Below are 14,164 nucleotides of genomic sequence, written 5' to 3'. Positions count from 1 at the left end.
TTACACGACAATTCTGTATTTTTCTCCACAACGTAAAGAAAAACGAAAAAAGCCGCCAAAAACGGCAGCTTTCCATATCTGTATATCGATTTATGCAGAACGCTTCGAGATTCCTTTTAAAACAAATCCGATCATGAGACTGTATGTACACACAGCTCCGAGCAAAAAAAACATCGTCATCCGTCTTCCACCATCCTATAATGAGAATGTTTTTCACATCCATTATAAATGAAATGATAATCATTTTCAATGGCATAATTCCTTCAGCGCTCGCTCCTCTTCACGAATGCGGATCAGAAGCAATACCGCGTTGCATATAGTGAAAACGACCGCGGTCACATATGCCTGAAAAAGCAGGGGAAGAAGGATCAATTCAAGCGCGACAGCCAAGTAGTTTGGATGTTTGATCCATTTGTAGGGCCCTTTCCGGATGAGGTTCGTCTCCGGAATCACCAAAATTTTTGTATTCCAGTATGTCCCGAGCGAAAAGAGCGACCAGTAGCGCAGCCCTTGGGTGAGCACCAGCGCTGAGATCATCAGGATTAAAGCCGGGAACGGCTGAATGTTCCGATGAAAAACGGCCACTTCCGAAATGAGCGAAACGAAAAACAAAGCGTGCATCGCCACGATAAACGGATAGTGGCGCTTGCCGAATTCGACCGCTCCGCGTTTTTTGGCGTTTTTTTCATTCCGCTTCGCGACGGCTAATTCAATCAGCCGCTGAAGGATAAAAATGAACAAGATCATCCAAAACATTTCATTCACTCTCTTTTTCCGTCCATTTCATGAAAAGAAGCTCTGACGAAAAACCCGGGCCCAGCGCTCCTAAAAGCCCGTGCTTCCCGCGTTCGGGGGTGACGTTTTCAAAACAATCTTTGATCACGTACATAATGGTTGCCGAAGACATATTGCCGTGCCTTGCCAATATCCGCCTTGAACATGCAAGGTGCTCTTCGGAAAATCCGAGGCTGTCGATGTATGCATCAAGAACTTTCTTGCCGCCCGGATGAGCAAGAAACACTTGAATGTCGTCCAGTCCGGCGTTTTGCCCGTCGAGAAACGCTTCAACATCTTTTTTTAGGTGCGTCCGGATCAGTGACGGAATATCCCGTGAAAACACGACTTGAAAGCCGCTGTTGGTGATTTCCCAGCCCATGACATCTTCCGAATCTTTTAAAGTGGACGACTGAGAGCCCAGCAACTCGGGAAGGACGGAAAATTGCGAGCAGCTTGTGTCCGCTTCCTTGCCGCACATTAAAACGGCCGCAATCCCGTCTCCGAATAAAGACGTTCCGATCAAATTGCTTTTCGATTTATCGTCCTTTTGAAAGGTTAAACTGCACAGCTCTGCACTTACTACCAGAACATGCGCCTTTGGAAAAGCTCTGCAGTATTCAAACGCCCGCGCGATTCCCGAAGCCCCTCCCGCACAGCCGAGGCCCCAGAGCGGAATGCGCTTTGTCCGTCTTGAGAAAGGGAGCATGTTCATCAGCCTCGCCTCAATGCTAGGTGTCGAGATGCCGGTGGAAGACACAAAAAAAATCGCTTCAATTGTTTCAAAAGGAACCCCGCTTTTCAAAAAACGCCGATCAGAAAGGCAATTCGTCACGGCTTCTGCACTGTGTTTGAGCGCCATCTCAACGTAAGCCCGATTTTTTTCTTCAAAGCTTTTCGCGCCTTTATACCATTCCAAAGGCATGACAAACTGCCTTGATTCGATCTCCACGTTTTTGAATGAAGCTAACAGGCGGTCAATGTCTTTAAAGGAATCTTTAAACATCTCGCGCGCAAACCCGGCAGCTTGTTCTTGATTGACATGACAGCGGGGTATGCTCGTTCCCGCCGATAACAGATAAACCATGTTATCACCTCTTCCACCATGAAGCGTATACTCACGTGGCGCCCTGAAAAAAGAAAGCCATCAGCACTTCGTCATCAAACGCTCCATCCGCATGTATCTGTTCTTTTTGGATGCCTTCGACGACAAATCCGTTTTTCTTATATAGGGAAAAGGCCGCTTCATTTGAAGCAAATACGGTCAGGCACAGTTTATGAAGCTGATGCAGTCTGCACCATTTCAATGTGTAAGACATGATTTCTTTGCCGATGCCGAGTCCCTGCGCTTTCGGATGCAGCCATGTTCTAAAAAGTCCGGTATGCCGTTTCATCTGAAGCTCGCCGCGGATCACCCTTGCGATTCTGTACACCTTGCCGTCGATTTCGACGGCTGCGTACATATTATCCTTTTCATACATATCCTTGATAAAGGTGCGCTCCTCAAGAAGCGTGCGCGGCCTTTCTTTTTGTATGTAGACGCCGCTGTCAATCACAACGCGCACCGCTTCGATAATATCGGGGGCATCCGTCATCCTGACGGGGCGAATCACGGCCTGTCCGCCGTCTTTTGTGCGGATGTTTTTAACAAGCTCATGCTCTCTTTTCATCAGAAAAGCCTCCTCTTCTCAATTGTAGTATGTGTCATGATTAAGAAGAAAACACATCTGACCAAAAGAAAAACCCCACGGGATCGTGAGGTTTAGACGGCTGATTTTTCGCCGGGTACGGCTTCCGTGCGGTCTATCGGCTTTGCAAACGGATTGATATGGAAGATCGCATTCAAGATAATCGCGGTCAAGCTTCCCGCGACAATCCCGTTTTCGGTCAGCAGCTTGATGCTGTCCGGAAGATGCTGAAACATCTGCGGGACGACAGTCACACCGAGGCCGATCCCGACCGAGCATGCAACGATTAACAGGTTTTCCTGTTTTCCGAAGTCATCCCTGCTCAGCATTTTAATGCCGTAAGCGATAACCATGCCAAACATCGCCACCATTGCTCCGCCCAATACCGGTTTGGGAATGATCGTTGTCAACGCGGCAGCTTTAGGAAAGAGCCCCAACAGGACGAGAAAAGCCCCCGCGGTTAGGATGACGCTGTTTTTCTTTATGCCTGTCAATTGAACAAGACCGACGTTCTGCGAATAAGCCGTGTACGGAAAAGCGTTGAAGATTCCGCCCAATAACACGGCAAGCCCTTCCGCCCTGTATCCTTTGGATAAATCCTTCTCCGTCAGCTTTTTGTCTGTTAAATCGCCCAATGCGAAGTAAACGCCTGTCGACTCTACAAGACTGACGATCAAGACGAGGGTCATCGTGATGACCGGAGTGACTTCAAATACAGGAGTTCCAAAATAGAAAGGATGGATCATCTGCACCCAGCCTGCATGCGACACTTCTGTAAAATCGACTTTTCCCATCAGACCGGCGGCGGCCGTTCCGGCAATAAGGCCGATCAAAATCGAAACTGACTTCACAAATCCTTTTGTAAAGCGGTTCAAAAGGACGATCACGAGAAGAACCGCAAACGCCAATGCGAGGTTTGACAGCGCCCCGAAATCCTTGCTCCCTTCACCGCCCGCCATGTTATTCATCGCGGTGGGAATCAGCGTAATCCCGATAACCGTCACAACGGAACCGGTTACGACCGGAGGGAAAAACCGGACGAGCTTTCCGAAGAAAAATGAAAGCAGTATGACGATCAGGCCGCCTGCGATAATGCTTCCGTAAATCGCCGGTATTCCGTATTTCGATGCGATCGCGATCATCGGGGAAACGGCTGTGAAGGTACATCCCAATACGACGGGCAACCCGATTCCGAAAAAGCGGTTTTTCCAAACTTGCAGCAATGTCGCGATCCCGCACATCAGAATATCGGCTGAGACGAGGTAGGTCAGCTGCTCAGGCGTCAGACCGAGCGCGTCTCCGACGATCAGGGGAACCATCACGGCTCCCGCATACATGGCCAGAACGTGCTGAATGCTTAATGAAACGGTTTTTCCGGCTGTCAGCTTCATGAACGAACCTCCTGTAAAAACGTGACCTTTCCGCCTTCAAGAGAGGCGATTCTCGCCAGGGATTCAACCCTGATGCCGAGACCGTCAAGCTCTTTTCTGCCGTTTTGAAACGATTTTTCGATGACGATTCCGATTCCTGCGGCCTTTGCACCGGCCTGTTCAATGATCGAGATAAGACCTTTGGCGGCTTGTCCATTCGCCAAAAAATCATCGATGACAAGTACATTGTCATCCTTTGAAAGGTGGCCGGCAGAGATGGCGATCGTACTTTCCGTTTTCTTTGTGAATGAATAGACAGATGCCGTTAGCAAATTGTCCTTAAGCGTAAGAGATTGGCGCTTTCTCGCAAAAACGACCGGAACGCCGAGTTTCAAGCCCGCCATGACGGCAGGCGCGATTCCGGAAGACTCGATCGTTACGATCTTTGTAATCCCTTCGCTGCCAAAAAGAGAGGCGAACTCTTCCCCGACAGCAAGCATCAACTCCGGATCGATTTGATGATTTAAAAAAGCATCGACCTTCAACACTTCATCGGATAAAACGGTACCTTCTTCTTCAATTTTTCGTTTAAGCAGTTCCATGCATACCCCTCCGTTATTCAATAAAAAAAGCATTGCCCGATAGAGCGGGCAATGCTGAAAAAGACGACAGCCATCTGCCTTGCGACAGACGTTCGTTTTGTTAGCGCCCACCCATAGTCGGACATTTACGGTGCCCGGTAGAAACTTGCGTGCCATATCCACGCGATTATATGAGTGATATAATGTATCAAATTATAGCAACTTTCTGTCTGAATGGAAAGACTAAAAACAAAAATTACGAACTCAAAGCACATATTTTTGATAGATCGTTCGTTTTTAACTGAAAATTCAGACTGGAGAAACCCTTCCCATAAAATCGGGAAGGGTTTTTTTATAAATACAGTTTCGTATACTTTTCTTCCAAATAGCGGATTAAATAGCCGACATTCAGTTCTTCGCCTGTCGCGGCTTTCATGATCTCAAGCGGTTTTTTTCGTTTGCCGTGGACATGAACCCGTTCCGTCAGCCATTTTCTGATCGGCTGGAAATCTCCGCTTTCAATGAGCCGGTCAAATTCCGGAAGGTCTTCAAGCATTTTCGATTTCAGCTGGGCTGCATACATATATCCGAGCGCATACGAAGGAAAATAGCCGAAATCGCCGCCTGACCAATGAACGTCCTGCAAAATTCCTTTTGCATCGTCCGGAGGCGTGATCCCGAGATATGCTTCGTATTTTTCATTCCACATCTTCGGAAGGTCTTCCACCGATACATCACCGCTGAAAATCGCTTTTTCGATTTCGTAGCGGATCATAATATGCAGCGGATATGTCAATTCATCCGCATCGATCCGGATGAAAGACGGCTTCGATTCATTTACGGCTCTGTAGAACGCGTCAGCCGTAATGCCTTGGAATTGTTCCGGGTTTGCTTCTTTCAACTTGGGAAAATACCGTTTCCAGAAGCTTTGGTGCCTGCCGATGAAGTTTTCGTAAAACAGCGACTGGGATTCATGAATCCCCATGGAAGCGCCTTCTGATAAATTCGTTCCGCTTAACGCTTCATCGATATTTTGTTCGTAAATGGCATGCCCGCATTCATGAATCGTTCCAAACAGCGCGGAACGGAAATCGGATTCATTAAATGCGGTGGTTACCCGCGCATCTCCCGGACTGATGGTGATCTGAAACGGATGCACGGTCTCATCAAGACGCCCTGCCTCAAAGTCGTAGCCAAGCTCTTCTAAAAAGAAATGGCACAGTTCGCGCTGCTTTTCTTTCGGAAAATGATCTTGTACAAAGCGCGTATCCGGTTTTTTCCGGCTGCCTGCAATCTTTTGGACGAGCGGAACGATCGATTCCCGCAATTCGGAAAAAAGCGCATCAAGCGTTTCCACTGTCATGCCCGGCTCGTAGAAATCCAAAAGTGCATGATAAGGGTGGCCCTCATATCCCCAGTATGTAATAAACCGCTTTTTGAACTCGATGATTTTCTCCAAATACGGGGCGAACAGAGAAAAATCGGAAGCCTTTTTTGCTTCTTCCCAAACCGATTCCGCCTTGGATGTCAGCGTCGTATATTCTTTGAATTCATCTTCTGGAATTTTACTGTTTAATTCATAATCTTTTTTTGCTTCTTCGACCGCCTTTTGCGTATCAGGCGGCAATGTTTCTTTTTGTGCGGACAAAGCATCCAGCAGCTCTTTCATCCGCTTTGACGTTCTCATTTGAAAAACATCAGCCGATAATTGTCCGATCGCTTCGGAACGGTATTCCTCCCCTTTTTTCGGAGCGCCCGTTCTCATATCCCAATACATGACATTAACCGCTTGCTCATAATGGCTGATCTTCTTTAACATGTCTAAAAATTCTTTTTCATATGCAGTTACGCTCAAAACGATCCCCCTCTTCTGTAAATGATGCGAATTGTAATCAGACTAATGGAAATATTTACGAAAGTCAACTTTTATGCCCTTCTGCAAATAAAAAAAGAAAAGCGAAACAACCGCTTTTCTTTTAAACATAGGCCGGCTTCACGGGAAGCACTGCCTCAACCTCTTCTAACACATTCCATTCTTTAGAAGAGGCAGCATAAATGTGGATCGTCCCCTTGTCTTCGTTTGAGCGGATCAGGCGCCCTACGCCCTGACGGAGCCTGAGCAGCATATATGGCAGCTCGACCTCGCGGAAGGAGTCTTTCACACCGCTCCGCTTCGCTTCAAAGACCGGATCGTGCGGGGGATAAGGAAGCGACCAAATGATGACGTTCTGAAGCGAAGCGCCAGGAATATCAAGCCCTTCCCACAGATGGACGGAGCAAAGAACAGATTCTTCAATGCTTTGGAATTTTTCCACGATCGTACTGATTTCTTCGTCTCCTTCGAAATATACGGGAAACGGCAAGTCTACGCCTCTGACCTGCTGCTTAAACGCCTCAAGCTCTTCAAAGGACGGGAACAGAACGAGGGATCTTCCGCCTTCCTGTTTCATGCTGCTGATCGCCGCTTTTCCCTTCTCCTTCGCTTCTGACATCCGGTGGATACACACTTTCATTTGTTCGTCATAATCGTAAGGCGAATCGACTGTGAGCGATAAATAATCGCGGATGCCGAGGCTTTTCGCCAAATAATCAAAAGAGCCGTTTTCCGATAATGTCGCTGATGAGAAGATGAACGGAATCTGTTTGGAAAATACCTTTTCTCCAAGGACTTCAGATACCGTCCGCGGCATCACCACAAATGTCGATTCAAGCTCTTTTTGCTCAAGCCAGCTGATCGCATTTTTCGTGTAGAGCGAAAGGGAATATGCCATTTGTTCGAGATATTCTTCGACGACTGTTAAAGCGTACTGGTCGATTGTGTACAGCTCGCCTTCAAAAACGAGCGCCTCGCCGATTTTTTCGAGCAGATCATAAAGTTCCCCGGCCGCTTTTTTCACTTCGTTATGTTCCTTGATGTGCAAACGCTCTGACCCTTCGGCTTTTTCCGCATTTTCGGAAAGCAATTGGAAGAATTCATCGTTGACGCGCAGCGCCTCTTCGACGAGTTCTGCAAACTCTTCTCTGATATCATTGCCGATCAGGCGTTCCAGAAACATCTCCAAAGTCGATTGTTTTACCCTGTATGTCAGCGCTTTTTGCGCGGCGAATTCGAGCAGATGCCCCTCATCAAATACAACGGCGCTGTGCTCCGGCAAGAGCGGCAGCTGTCCTTCCCGTTTCCTGGCTTCTTCCGTCCAGACATGCTCCATGTAGAAATCGTGGGAACAAATGATGAAGTCCGTCGATTTCCGGTAATGGTCCCTTGACAGCGTCAGTCCGCAGCGATGCCTCATATCACAGGTAAGGCAGTCCTGGAACGAATCGTACGCGATCTCGGCCCATTCGTCATTGGACAGTGACGGATATTCCTTTCTGTCACCGTATGGATAAAATGTCTGCATGCCTTGTGATTCATGGACGAATCCGGGCAGCGCCTCATAAAGATCGAGCCATTTTTCATCATCAGAGCGCTGCATCGTTTTCTCAAGCTTTTTCAGGCAGACGTATTGGTCATGGGACTTGCTGAGCCTCGCGTCAACAGTCAAGCCGAGGTGCTCGGATATTTTATGGATGTCCCCTTCTTTTTTCACCAGCTGTTCAATAAGCGTCTCATCCGCACAGGCGATGACCGCCGGTTTCCCCGTATACCTGGCATAGCTGAGCGCAAACAGAAGGTAGACAAGCGTTTTCCCTGTTCCTACGCCTGCTTCGGCAAACATGACCTTCTTTTCTTTAAATGCCCGTTCTAATTGAAAGGCCATGAAAATTTGCTCATCCCGCAAATCAAAGCCCTTTTCAGGAAGAATATCGTAAAACACATCACCGATCCAATTGTTAAGCTCTTCATAGAAATTTTTTGTTTTTGTTAAAGAAAAAGGCAGACGAGATGCTGTCACCCTGCTCCAACCCCCAACTATCGAGTTTTTCAGAACTTCTATGCTATCACTATGGGAGTGGAAATTCAACAAGAAAGATTTGTGAAAAACGAAAAGGAGAACGAGAAGGCTATTTGTCACTTCCGGCGGATCGAATACGTCAAAAACGGATGGTCCGTCGATTCCATATGGCTGATCGCATTTTTAAGATCTTCCTTTGCATATGTAATCTGTTCTACGCCATCGTTGTCCAGTTCGCTGGATGACGTCTCAAGCGCTTTTTGTATCATGTCGAAATGCTCGCTGCTTAACATGAAATCACCTCTTTCAAAACGGAATAATCCCGAGTATATGCAGATTGATCATGTTTTATACAGACTCTTTATTTTCCTTCGGTTTCTTCCTCTGCGGCTCGTCTCGTCATTTGACAATGTGCGTTTGATCCAACGTATATACCCAATCTATTCCATTATTTCATCATATGTTGTATAGAATTTAAAATTTATAGACTGAGGTGGAAAGTTAATGTATTATTACACAACTGGAAAAAAGCATGATTGGGATTACACCAAGTATGATCATGATTATGATCCTTACCGGAAGCATTATGTTCCTTATGTGAAGGTATACCATGACGAGCCTCACAAAAAGCACCATGACCATTGTAAGAAGGAATACTACTACTACTACAAGCCGTGCAAGAAACATGACGACCGCAAAAAGGAGTATTACGATTACGAGACTTATGAGAAGCATCATGACCATAAGAAAGAGCACTACTGTTACGAACCTTGCAAAAAGAAACGCGAGCACGAAAAAGAATATTACGGCTACGAGCCTTATGAGAAGCATCATGACCATAAGAAAGAGCACTACTGTTACGAACCTTGCAAAAAGAAACGCGAGCACGAAAAAGAGTATTACGGCTACGAGCCTTATGAGAAGCATCATGACCATAAGAAAGAGCACTATTGTTACGAGCCGTGCAAAAAGCACCGCGAGTACGAAAAAGAATATTACGACTACGAGACTTATGACCATAAGAAAGAGCACTATTATGACGATCCTTATGAGAAGCACTGCGATGATAAAAAGAAATACTACTACTATTGTGAGGCCTACAAAAAATACCATGAGCAGCCTAAAAAAGAATACGGCTACGATGAACCCTCTAAAACATACGATGAAAGCTCTTACAAAAAGAAAAACGATTCTTGGATTGTATAATGAATCGGTGTTTTCATGTGCGCTCAAATCATGCAGAGAGCGGACATCTCCGGTTTTCTTCATGTAAAAAACCCCGCTTCTAAAAGCGGGGTTTCCATTCGGCCTGTCCGGGATGGTGATAAGCTATTCGTTTTTAGGTTTTGGGGGTCTTTTTCCCCAATATTGATAATAATCGGTTTTGATAAAGCCGTTAAAGAGCTTTCGTTTTTTCGTCGCTTTTTTCCCGTAGCATTCTTCAAACCGTTCGTTTGATGTCAGCATATAGACGGACCATGTATCAAGGGCGGCAAACGTTTTGCCCATGTCCCTGTACATCTTTTCGACTTCTTCTTTTTCTCCGAGCCGTTCGCCGTACGGCGGGTTTCCGACGATGACGCCGTATTTTTCTTTTGTTGTGAAATCTTTGACCTGCATTTGTTTAAATTCGATTAAATCGCCCAGTCCCGCTTCTTCGGCATTCGCCTTAGCGATATCGATCATGCGGTGGTCAAGGTCATAGCCGTGAATGGACAAAGGCTGATCATAATTGGCCTTTTCTTCAACTTCAAGCCTTGCTTTGTTCCATACATCCTTGCCGATCCATTCCCATTGTTCAGACGCAAACTCCCTGTTAAACCCGGGGGCGATGTTTTGCCCGATCAGCGCCGCTTCAATCGGGATCGTACCCGAACCGCAAAACGGGTCAACAAACGGCCTGTCCGGCGTCCAGTTTGTCAGCAGGATCAGGGCGGCTGCGAGCGTTTCTTTTAATGGAGCTTCCCCCTGGCCTGCGCGGTATCCCCTTTTATGCAAGCCGATTCCTGAAGTATCGAGCGTGATGACAGCTTTGTCTTTCAAAAGCGAAATTTCAACCTTATACTCCGGACCCGTCTCCTCAAGCCACTCGTTACCTTTTCGGTATTGCGTTTTCAGCTTTTCGGCGATTGCTTTTTTCACGATGCGCTGGCAGTCAGGCACGCTTGCGAGTGTCGATTTCACCGATTTTCCCGTAACGGGAAACTTCGCGTTTTCCGGAATAAAGGAGCTCCAGTCAATCGCTTTCGTTTTTTCAAATAGTTCGTCAAACGTTTTCGCAGTGAATTCAGCGGCCTGGATCTTTACCCTGTCCGCCGTCCTCAGCCAAAGATTTGCCCTGCAGATGGCGAGAGCGTCTCCTTCAAACATCACTTTTCCGTTGTCGACCGTGCACTCATAGCCTAATCCGCGCACCTCTTTGGCGACGATCGCTTCGATTCCCATCGGGGCTGTTGCAATTAATTTAAAGGTTTTCATCGTATCACCTGTTTGTATGTATGTTTTTACATGATAAAAGCTCTCCTATTTGCGGAGAGCTTATGCATTGTCATCATCATTAGTGTTTGTAACGTTCTGTAAGCCATGTTTTGTTCCCTCGTACTGCAGTCGGCTTTTGGCCTCGTACTCAGGCGGTAATCATCTATCTACAGAGCAATCTCTGTCCTTCCTTCCGTTCATTTCCGTCCAGAAGGTTCCCCTACCAAAATTTGGGTTTCTCGCTCGAGGGGTTTACCTCGTTCCACTCTCACCATTTCTAGTGAGACTTCGTCACTGTGGCACTTTCAAGGATACTCAGCCATATCCGCAAAGGACGTAGGCTTTTTTCCTGCCGTCAGCCTTACACAAGGCTGCCCTAGCTTATGACTTCGCTAGGCACGAACACTACGGGCATCTCAGCACCGTGCGAGCATGGACTTTCCTCTACAGATGCAAACATCTGCAGCGATTACCCGAACGTTAAGACATCCACTATTATATCCTACTTTCTTTTTAAGGGCAAGGCTTTTTCATCAATCGTATAATTTGCTTCCGAATACGTGTTTTTCCAAATTAGATAATCTTTTCAAAATATCAAAGTTGGTCGTATTTGATTGAGCAGGCTGCCTTTTGCTGGCTTCCTCCAGCTGCTTTTTCAAATTCAGGTTTTCCTGCTGCAATTCCTCAATTTCCTGATGGAAGGCTTCATAGTCTTTAATCACCAAGTCGAGAAACTTGTCAACATCTTCCTGTTTGTAGCCTCTGACCGCTGTTTTGAACTCTTTTTCCAAAATTTCTTTAGCAGAAAGCTTCACTTTATCAGCAAGCATCTTTTTCACCTCATATCGTGAATCATCATCTTATATTTTTTCAGAAAACGTGTACAATGTCAAATTTATCTTCCTCATGTTATTCTTCGTAAAAGGTGTAATCCTCAACGGTTGATCTAAGATCGTCCATTGTGATCGTATAGATCGGAAAATCGCGCTTTTCCTGAGCTTTTTTTGCTTCATTCAGCATGTAAACAGGCGAACCATCGACTTCTTCATCATAAAGAATCAGCAGGCCATCGGCTTTTTCGATGAAGAACCGGTTTTTCTGCTTAAACTGCGCCGGACTTTCATAAGGTCTGTGCGTCAAGCTTTCCGTGTAATCACTTTGAGCTAACACAGCTTCATACAGCTCTTTATTTTTCTCATTCCAGTTCTTTTCCTGGTCAAAAAACGGGGTGATGACAGCCACTTTCAGCTCAGGGTATTCTTCCTGAAGGGAAAAAGCCACTTCTGCTGCCCAGATTTCCGCACCAAGCTGCCCGGAAATAAGGATCCATTCCAGTCCTTCATCAAGCAAAGCGAGAATCCTGCTTTCAATCGCTTTTTTTATGTAAAACAGCGCCGGGTCATCGTGCTTAAATATTCCGATTTCAAATGGTTTGTATCCTGTTACAGCCAATACTTTCACTTTTATCACCTGCTAAAAAATGGGGCACGGTCTGCCCCATTTTTTAAAAATATTCTGTTCCCCTGGAACCGGCTTTGCTGATCCTCACAAAGCTTACGCAGTCCGCCTTTTAGTATCCGCCAAATCCAGGTCCTGCAAACGGCGCAGTTCCTGTGCTGACAAAATGCTGATGTGTCGCCTGATTCACGTTTGATTGAGTTTGCGGGTAGTAATGAACGTGATCGAAATGTTGATGGTTGATATTTGTTGTATGCTGCGGATGAATGTGCGGTACGATCGTATTGCCGTGCGTGTGGGTGTAACAGCATTGTGTAGGATGAACAATCGGCCCTATCACGTTTGGTCTGCAGTGCATGATCAAATCCCCTTTCCTAAGAGCTTCTAAATACACTATTAAACTATGAAGCAGGGGGTGAACATGTACTAATATAAAGACCTATTTTAAAAGTAAGCCAAAAAGCTTTCCTTGAAATTCGTCAAAATGAAAATGATGAACAGTACAACGACAAAAAACAAGTAAAACAAGCCCTTATACATATCGACGCTCCTTTCAAAAATAGTCTAGCGTTATTTTACAAGAATTTTGCCGTTTCTACAATTCATAACATGTTTTTCTTGCGCTGCTGGCGGCGGATGCTGTCGACTTCTGCGCTTGCCCGGGGAATACTCTTCCTGTATTTCCTCTTTAGCCTCTCGTGGCGGCCGTCCAGCTCAGCCGCTTCCCTTTCTGTCGGGACGAGCTGTTTTGAGGCGCAGCGGCCGAGAAGATCCCGTGTTACGGATAAAGCGGCCGGAATGTCCCGCTTTTGATGCTCGTAATATTTTGCAAGCTCAATGCCCGACCGCCAAGCTGTTTTTTCATCTTCCGCATGTCGCAGCTTTTCCCACAGCTCAGCCGCCTTTTCAAGCATTCCCTGTTTTTTATATTGAAGCGATAAATCGTAGGACGCCCGCTCTGACTGTTCAAAGGATTTGGACGCAAGCTCCTTCAATTGCTCTGTCGCCCGTTCTGTTTCTTGATTGGCGATGAGCCATTTCGCCAGCGCATATTTTTCGTTTGCTTCCTCCGCTTTTTGCGGTGATAGAATCTTTTTCGATATATGGATGTAAAGGGTGATCAAAGAGAGCACGTCAAGCTCATTGTGGCGGAGGACGCCTTCTATAATCCCGGGCCGCTCTTCTTTTAAAAACTGAAAATAAATCATAGGTGCGAGATACCCCGGCGTATCCTCCGTTCTCTCGAATCCCAGCTCCTCTTTTTCAACCGTCCTTAAGGAAACGCGCTCGAATTTATGTTTCCAGAGCCTTCTTGCACCATGCAGCAGGTCAAAATGGCCGAAATCGGGAAGCTCGGGAAGCCTGTCACGGATCAGCGTGTGCCTCGTTTTGACCTGCGGCCAGTCGAACGCTTTTCCGTTGTAGGTGACAAGCGATTTAATATCGACTTCGCTTAAAAAACTGTGATAAAGAGCCGCTTCGTTTCCCGGTTTTGGCAAGAGATGCTGCTTGACGACCACCTTGTCATCATAAACCCTTGCATGGCCGAGCAAAAATATCGTATTGCCGGCTCCTCCTCCGAGCCCTGTCGTTTCCGTGTCAAAGAAAAAAAGCTGGCTCGGGAGGTACCCTTTGCTTGAAAGAGAATGGGAAACGCCGCTTTTATTCCACTCGCTGACCGTATCGTGAAGCTCGTCAAACGAGTAATGGCCGTGAACATGCGTCAGCGGATAAACGACTTCGCGGATCAGGCAGCAGCACTCTTCAAATATGTACGGCCTGACGCCGAGTGACGCCCATTCCTTTTCAAATGACAGGTTAACGGATGTGTTTGGGGAAGCGCCGGCTGCATGGTCATCCTTCTTCCCCATATTTCCCAGGTGATGTTTGTAGCGATTCAGCTTTCGTTTTAAAGACAT

At 46.5% G+C, this 14,164-nt stretch carries 15 protein-coding genes, 1 other RNA gene and 1 riboswitch; of the genes, 1 reads left to right on the top strand and 15 read right to left on the bottom strand.

Annotated elements, in window-relative coordinates; genetic code table 11:
- Positions 1–90 precede the first annotated feature (90 nt).
- The 9 genes from fbpC to NSQ39_RS08050 form a co-directional block, all read right to left on the bottom strand.
- Positions 91–180, bottom strand: coding sequence for a Fur-regulated basic protein FbpC (gene fbpC, locus NSQ39_RS08090; protein WP_046130776.1), 90 nt, complete (start codon positions 178–180; stop codon positions 91–93).
- A 66-nt stretch (positions 181–246) separates the two neighbouring features.
- Positions 247–756, bottom strand: coding sequence for an isoprenylcysteine carboxyl methyltransferase family protein (locus tag NSQ39_RS08085; protein ID WP_175075038.1), 510 nt, complete (start codon positions 754–756; stop codon positions 247–249).
- A gap of 1 nt (position 757) precedes the next feature.
- Entirely contained in the window at positions 758–1,861 is a 1,104-nt protein-coding gene (locus NSQ39_RS08080; RefSeq protein ID WP_175075037.1) for a type III polyketide synthase, read from the bottom strand.
- 31 nt (positions 1,862–1,892) lie between these two features.
- Positions 1,893–2,444: a GNAT family N-acetyltransferase gene (locus NSQ39_RS08075; RefSeq protein ID WP_175075036.1), complete on the bottom strand. Its 552-nt coding sequence runs from the start codon at positions 2,442–2,444 to the stop codon at positions 1,893–1,895.
- 92 nt (positions 2,445–2,536) lie between these two features.
- Entirely contained in the window at positions 2,537–3,853 is a 1,317-nt protein-coding gene (pbuX, locus tag NSQ39_RS08070) for a xanthine permease PbuX (protein ID WP_175075035.1), read from the bottom strand.
- The gene (gene xpt, locus NSQ39_RS08065; RefSeq protein ID WP_046130781.1) at positions 3,850–4,434 is read right to left on the bottom strand and encodes a xanthine phosphoribosyltransferase; all 585 of its coding nucleotides are present in this window, start codon (positions 4,432–4,434) and stop codon (positions 3,850–3,852) included. Before xpt ends, pbuX begins: the two co-directional genes overlap by 4 nt.
- 94 nt (positions 4,435–4,528) lie before the next feature.
- Positions 4,529–4,628: riboswitch (purine riboswitch) on the bottom strand.
- Between the two features lie 137 nt (positions 4,629–4,765).
- Positions 4,766–6,232: a carboxypeptidase M32 gene (locus tag NSQ39_RS08060; RefSeq protein ID WP_373687982.1), complete on the bottom strand. Its 1,467-nt coding sequence runs from the start codon at positions 6,230–6,232 to the stop codon at positions 4,766–4,768.
- Between the two features lie 157 nt (positions 6,233–6,389).
- Complete coding sequence (locus NSQ39_RS08055; protein WP_175075033.1) at positions 6,390–8,309, bottom strand: ATP-dependent DNA helicase; 1,920 nt, start codon at positions 8,307–8,309, stop codon at positions 6,390–6,392.
- 116 nt (positions 8,310–8,425) lie between these two features.
- Positions 8,426–8,602 (bottom strand): hypothetical protein, encoded by a 177-nt coding sequence (locus tag NSQ39_RS08050; RefSeq protein WP_175075032.1) that lies wholly within the window; start codon positions 8,600–8,602, stop codon positions 8,426–8,428.
- Positions 8,603–8,813: 211 nt separating this feature from the next.
- Here NSQ39_RS08050 and NSQ39_RS08045 point away from each other — a divergent pair, with 211 nt between their 5' ends.
- Positions 8,814–9,515 carry a hypothetical protein gene (locus NSQ39_RS08045; RefSeq protein ID WP_341014477.1) on the top strand — a complete coding sequence of 234 codons (702 nt, stop codon included), beginning with the start codon at positions 8,814–8,816 and terminating at the stop codon, positions 9,513–9,515.
- A 123-nt stretch (positions 9,516–9,638) separates the two neighbouring features.
- Here the strand turns inward: NSQ39_RS08045 and NSQ39_RS08040 are convergent, their stop codons facing one another.
- From NSQ39_RS08040 to NSQ39_RS08015, 6 genes are all read right to left on the bottom strand, one after another.
- Positions 9,639–10,787 (bottom strand): THUMP domain-containing class I SAM-dependent RNA methyltransferase, encoded by a 1,149-nt coding sequence (locus tag NSQ39_RS08040; RefSeq protein WP_175075031.1) that lies wholly within the window; start codon positions 10,785–10,787, stop codon positions 9,639–9,641.
- A 94-nt stretch (positions 10,788–10,881) separates the two neighbouring features.
- An RNA gene (rnpB, locus tag NSQ39_RS08035) (RNase P RNA component class B) lies at positions 10,882–11,268 on the bottom strand.
- Between the two features lie 52 nt (positions 11,269–11,320).
- Positions 11,321–11,617, bottom strand: coding sequence for a cell division regulator GpsB (gene gpsB, locus NSQ39_RS08030; protein WP_046130785.1), 297 nt, complete (start codon positions 11,615–11,617; stop codon positions 11,321–11,323).
- Positions 11,618–11,696: 79 nt separating this feature from the next.
- Positions 11,697–12,248, bottom strand: coding sequence for a DUF1273 domain-containing protein (locus NSQ39_RS08025; protein WP_046130786.1), 552 nt, complete (start codon positions 12,246–12,248; stop codon positions 11,697–11,699).
- A gap of 109 nt (positions 12,249–12,357) precedes the next feature.
- Positions 12,358–12,603, bottom strand: a complete 246-nt coding sequence (locus NSQ39_RS08020) for a CotD family spore coat protein (RefSeq protein ID WP_046130787.1) — start codon at positions 12,601–12,603, stop codon at positions 12,358–12,360.
- Between the two features lie 244 nt (positions 12,604–12,847).
- Positions 12,848–14,164 (bottom strand): ribonuclease H-like domain-containing protein, encoded by a 1,317-nt coding sequence (locus NSQ39_RS08015; RefSeq protein ID WP_216898568.1) that lies wholly within the window; start codon positions 14,162–14,164, stop codon positions 12,848–12,850.

This window comes from Bacillus sp. FSL W8-0848, assembly GCF_038007805.1.
GTDB lineage: Bacteria > Bacillota > Bacilli > Bacillales > Bacillaceae > Bacillus > Bacillus glycinifermentans.
Note: the sequence above shows the minus strand (reverse complement) of the source record. Positions and strands in the feature narration are given on the sequence as shown.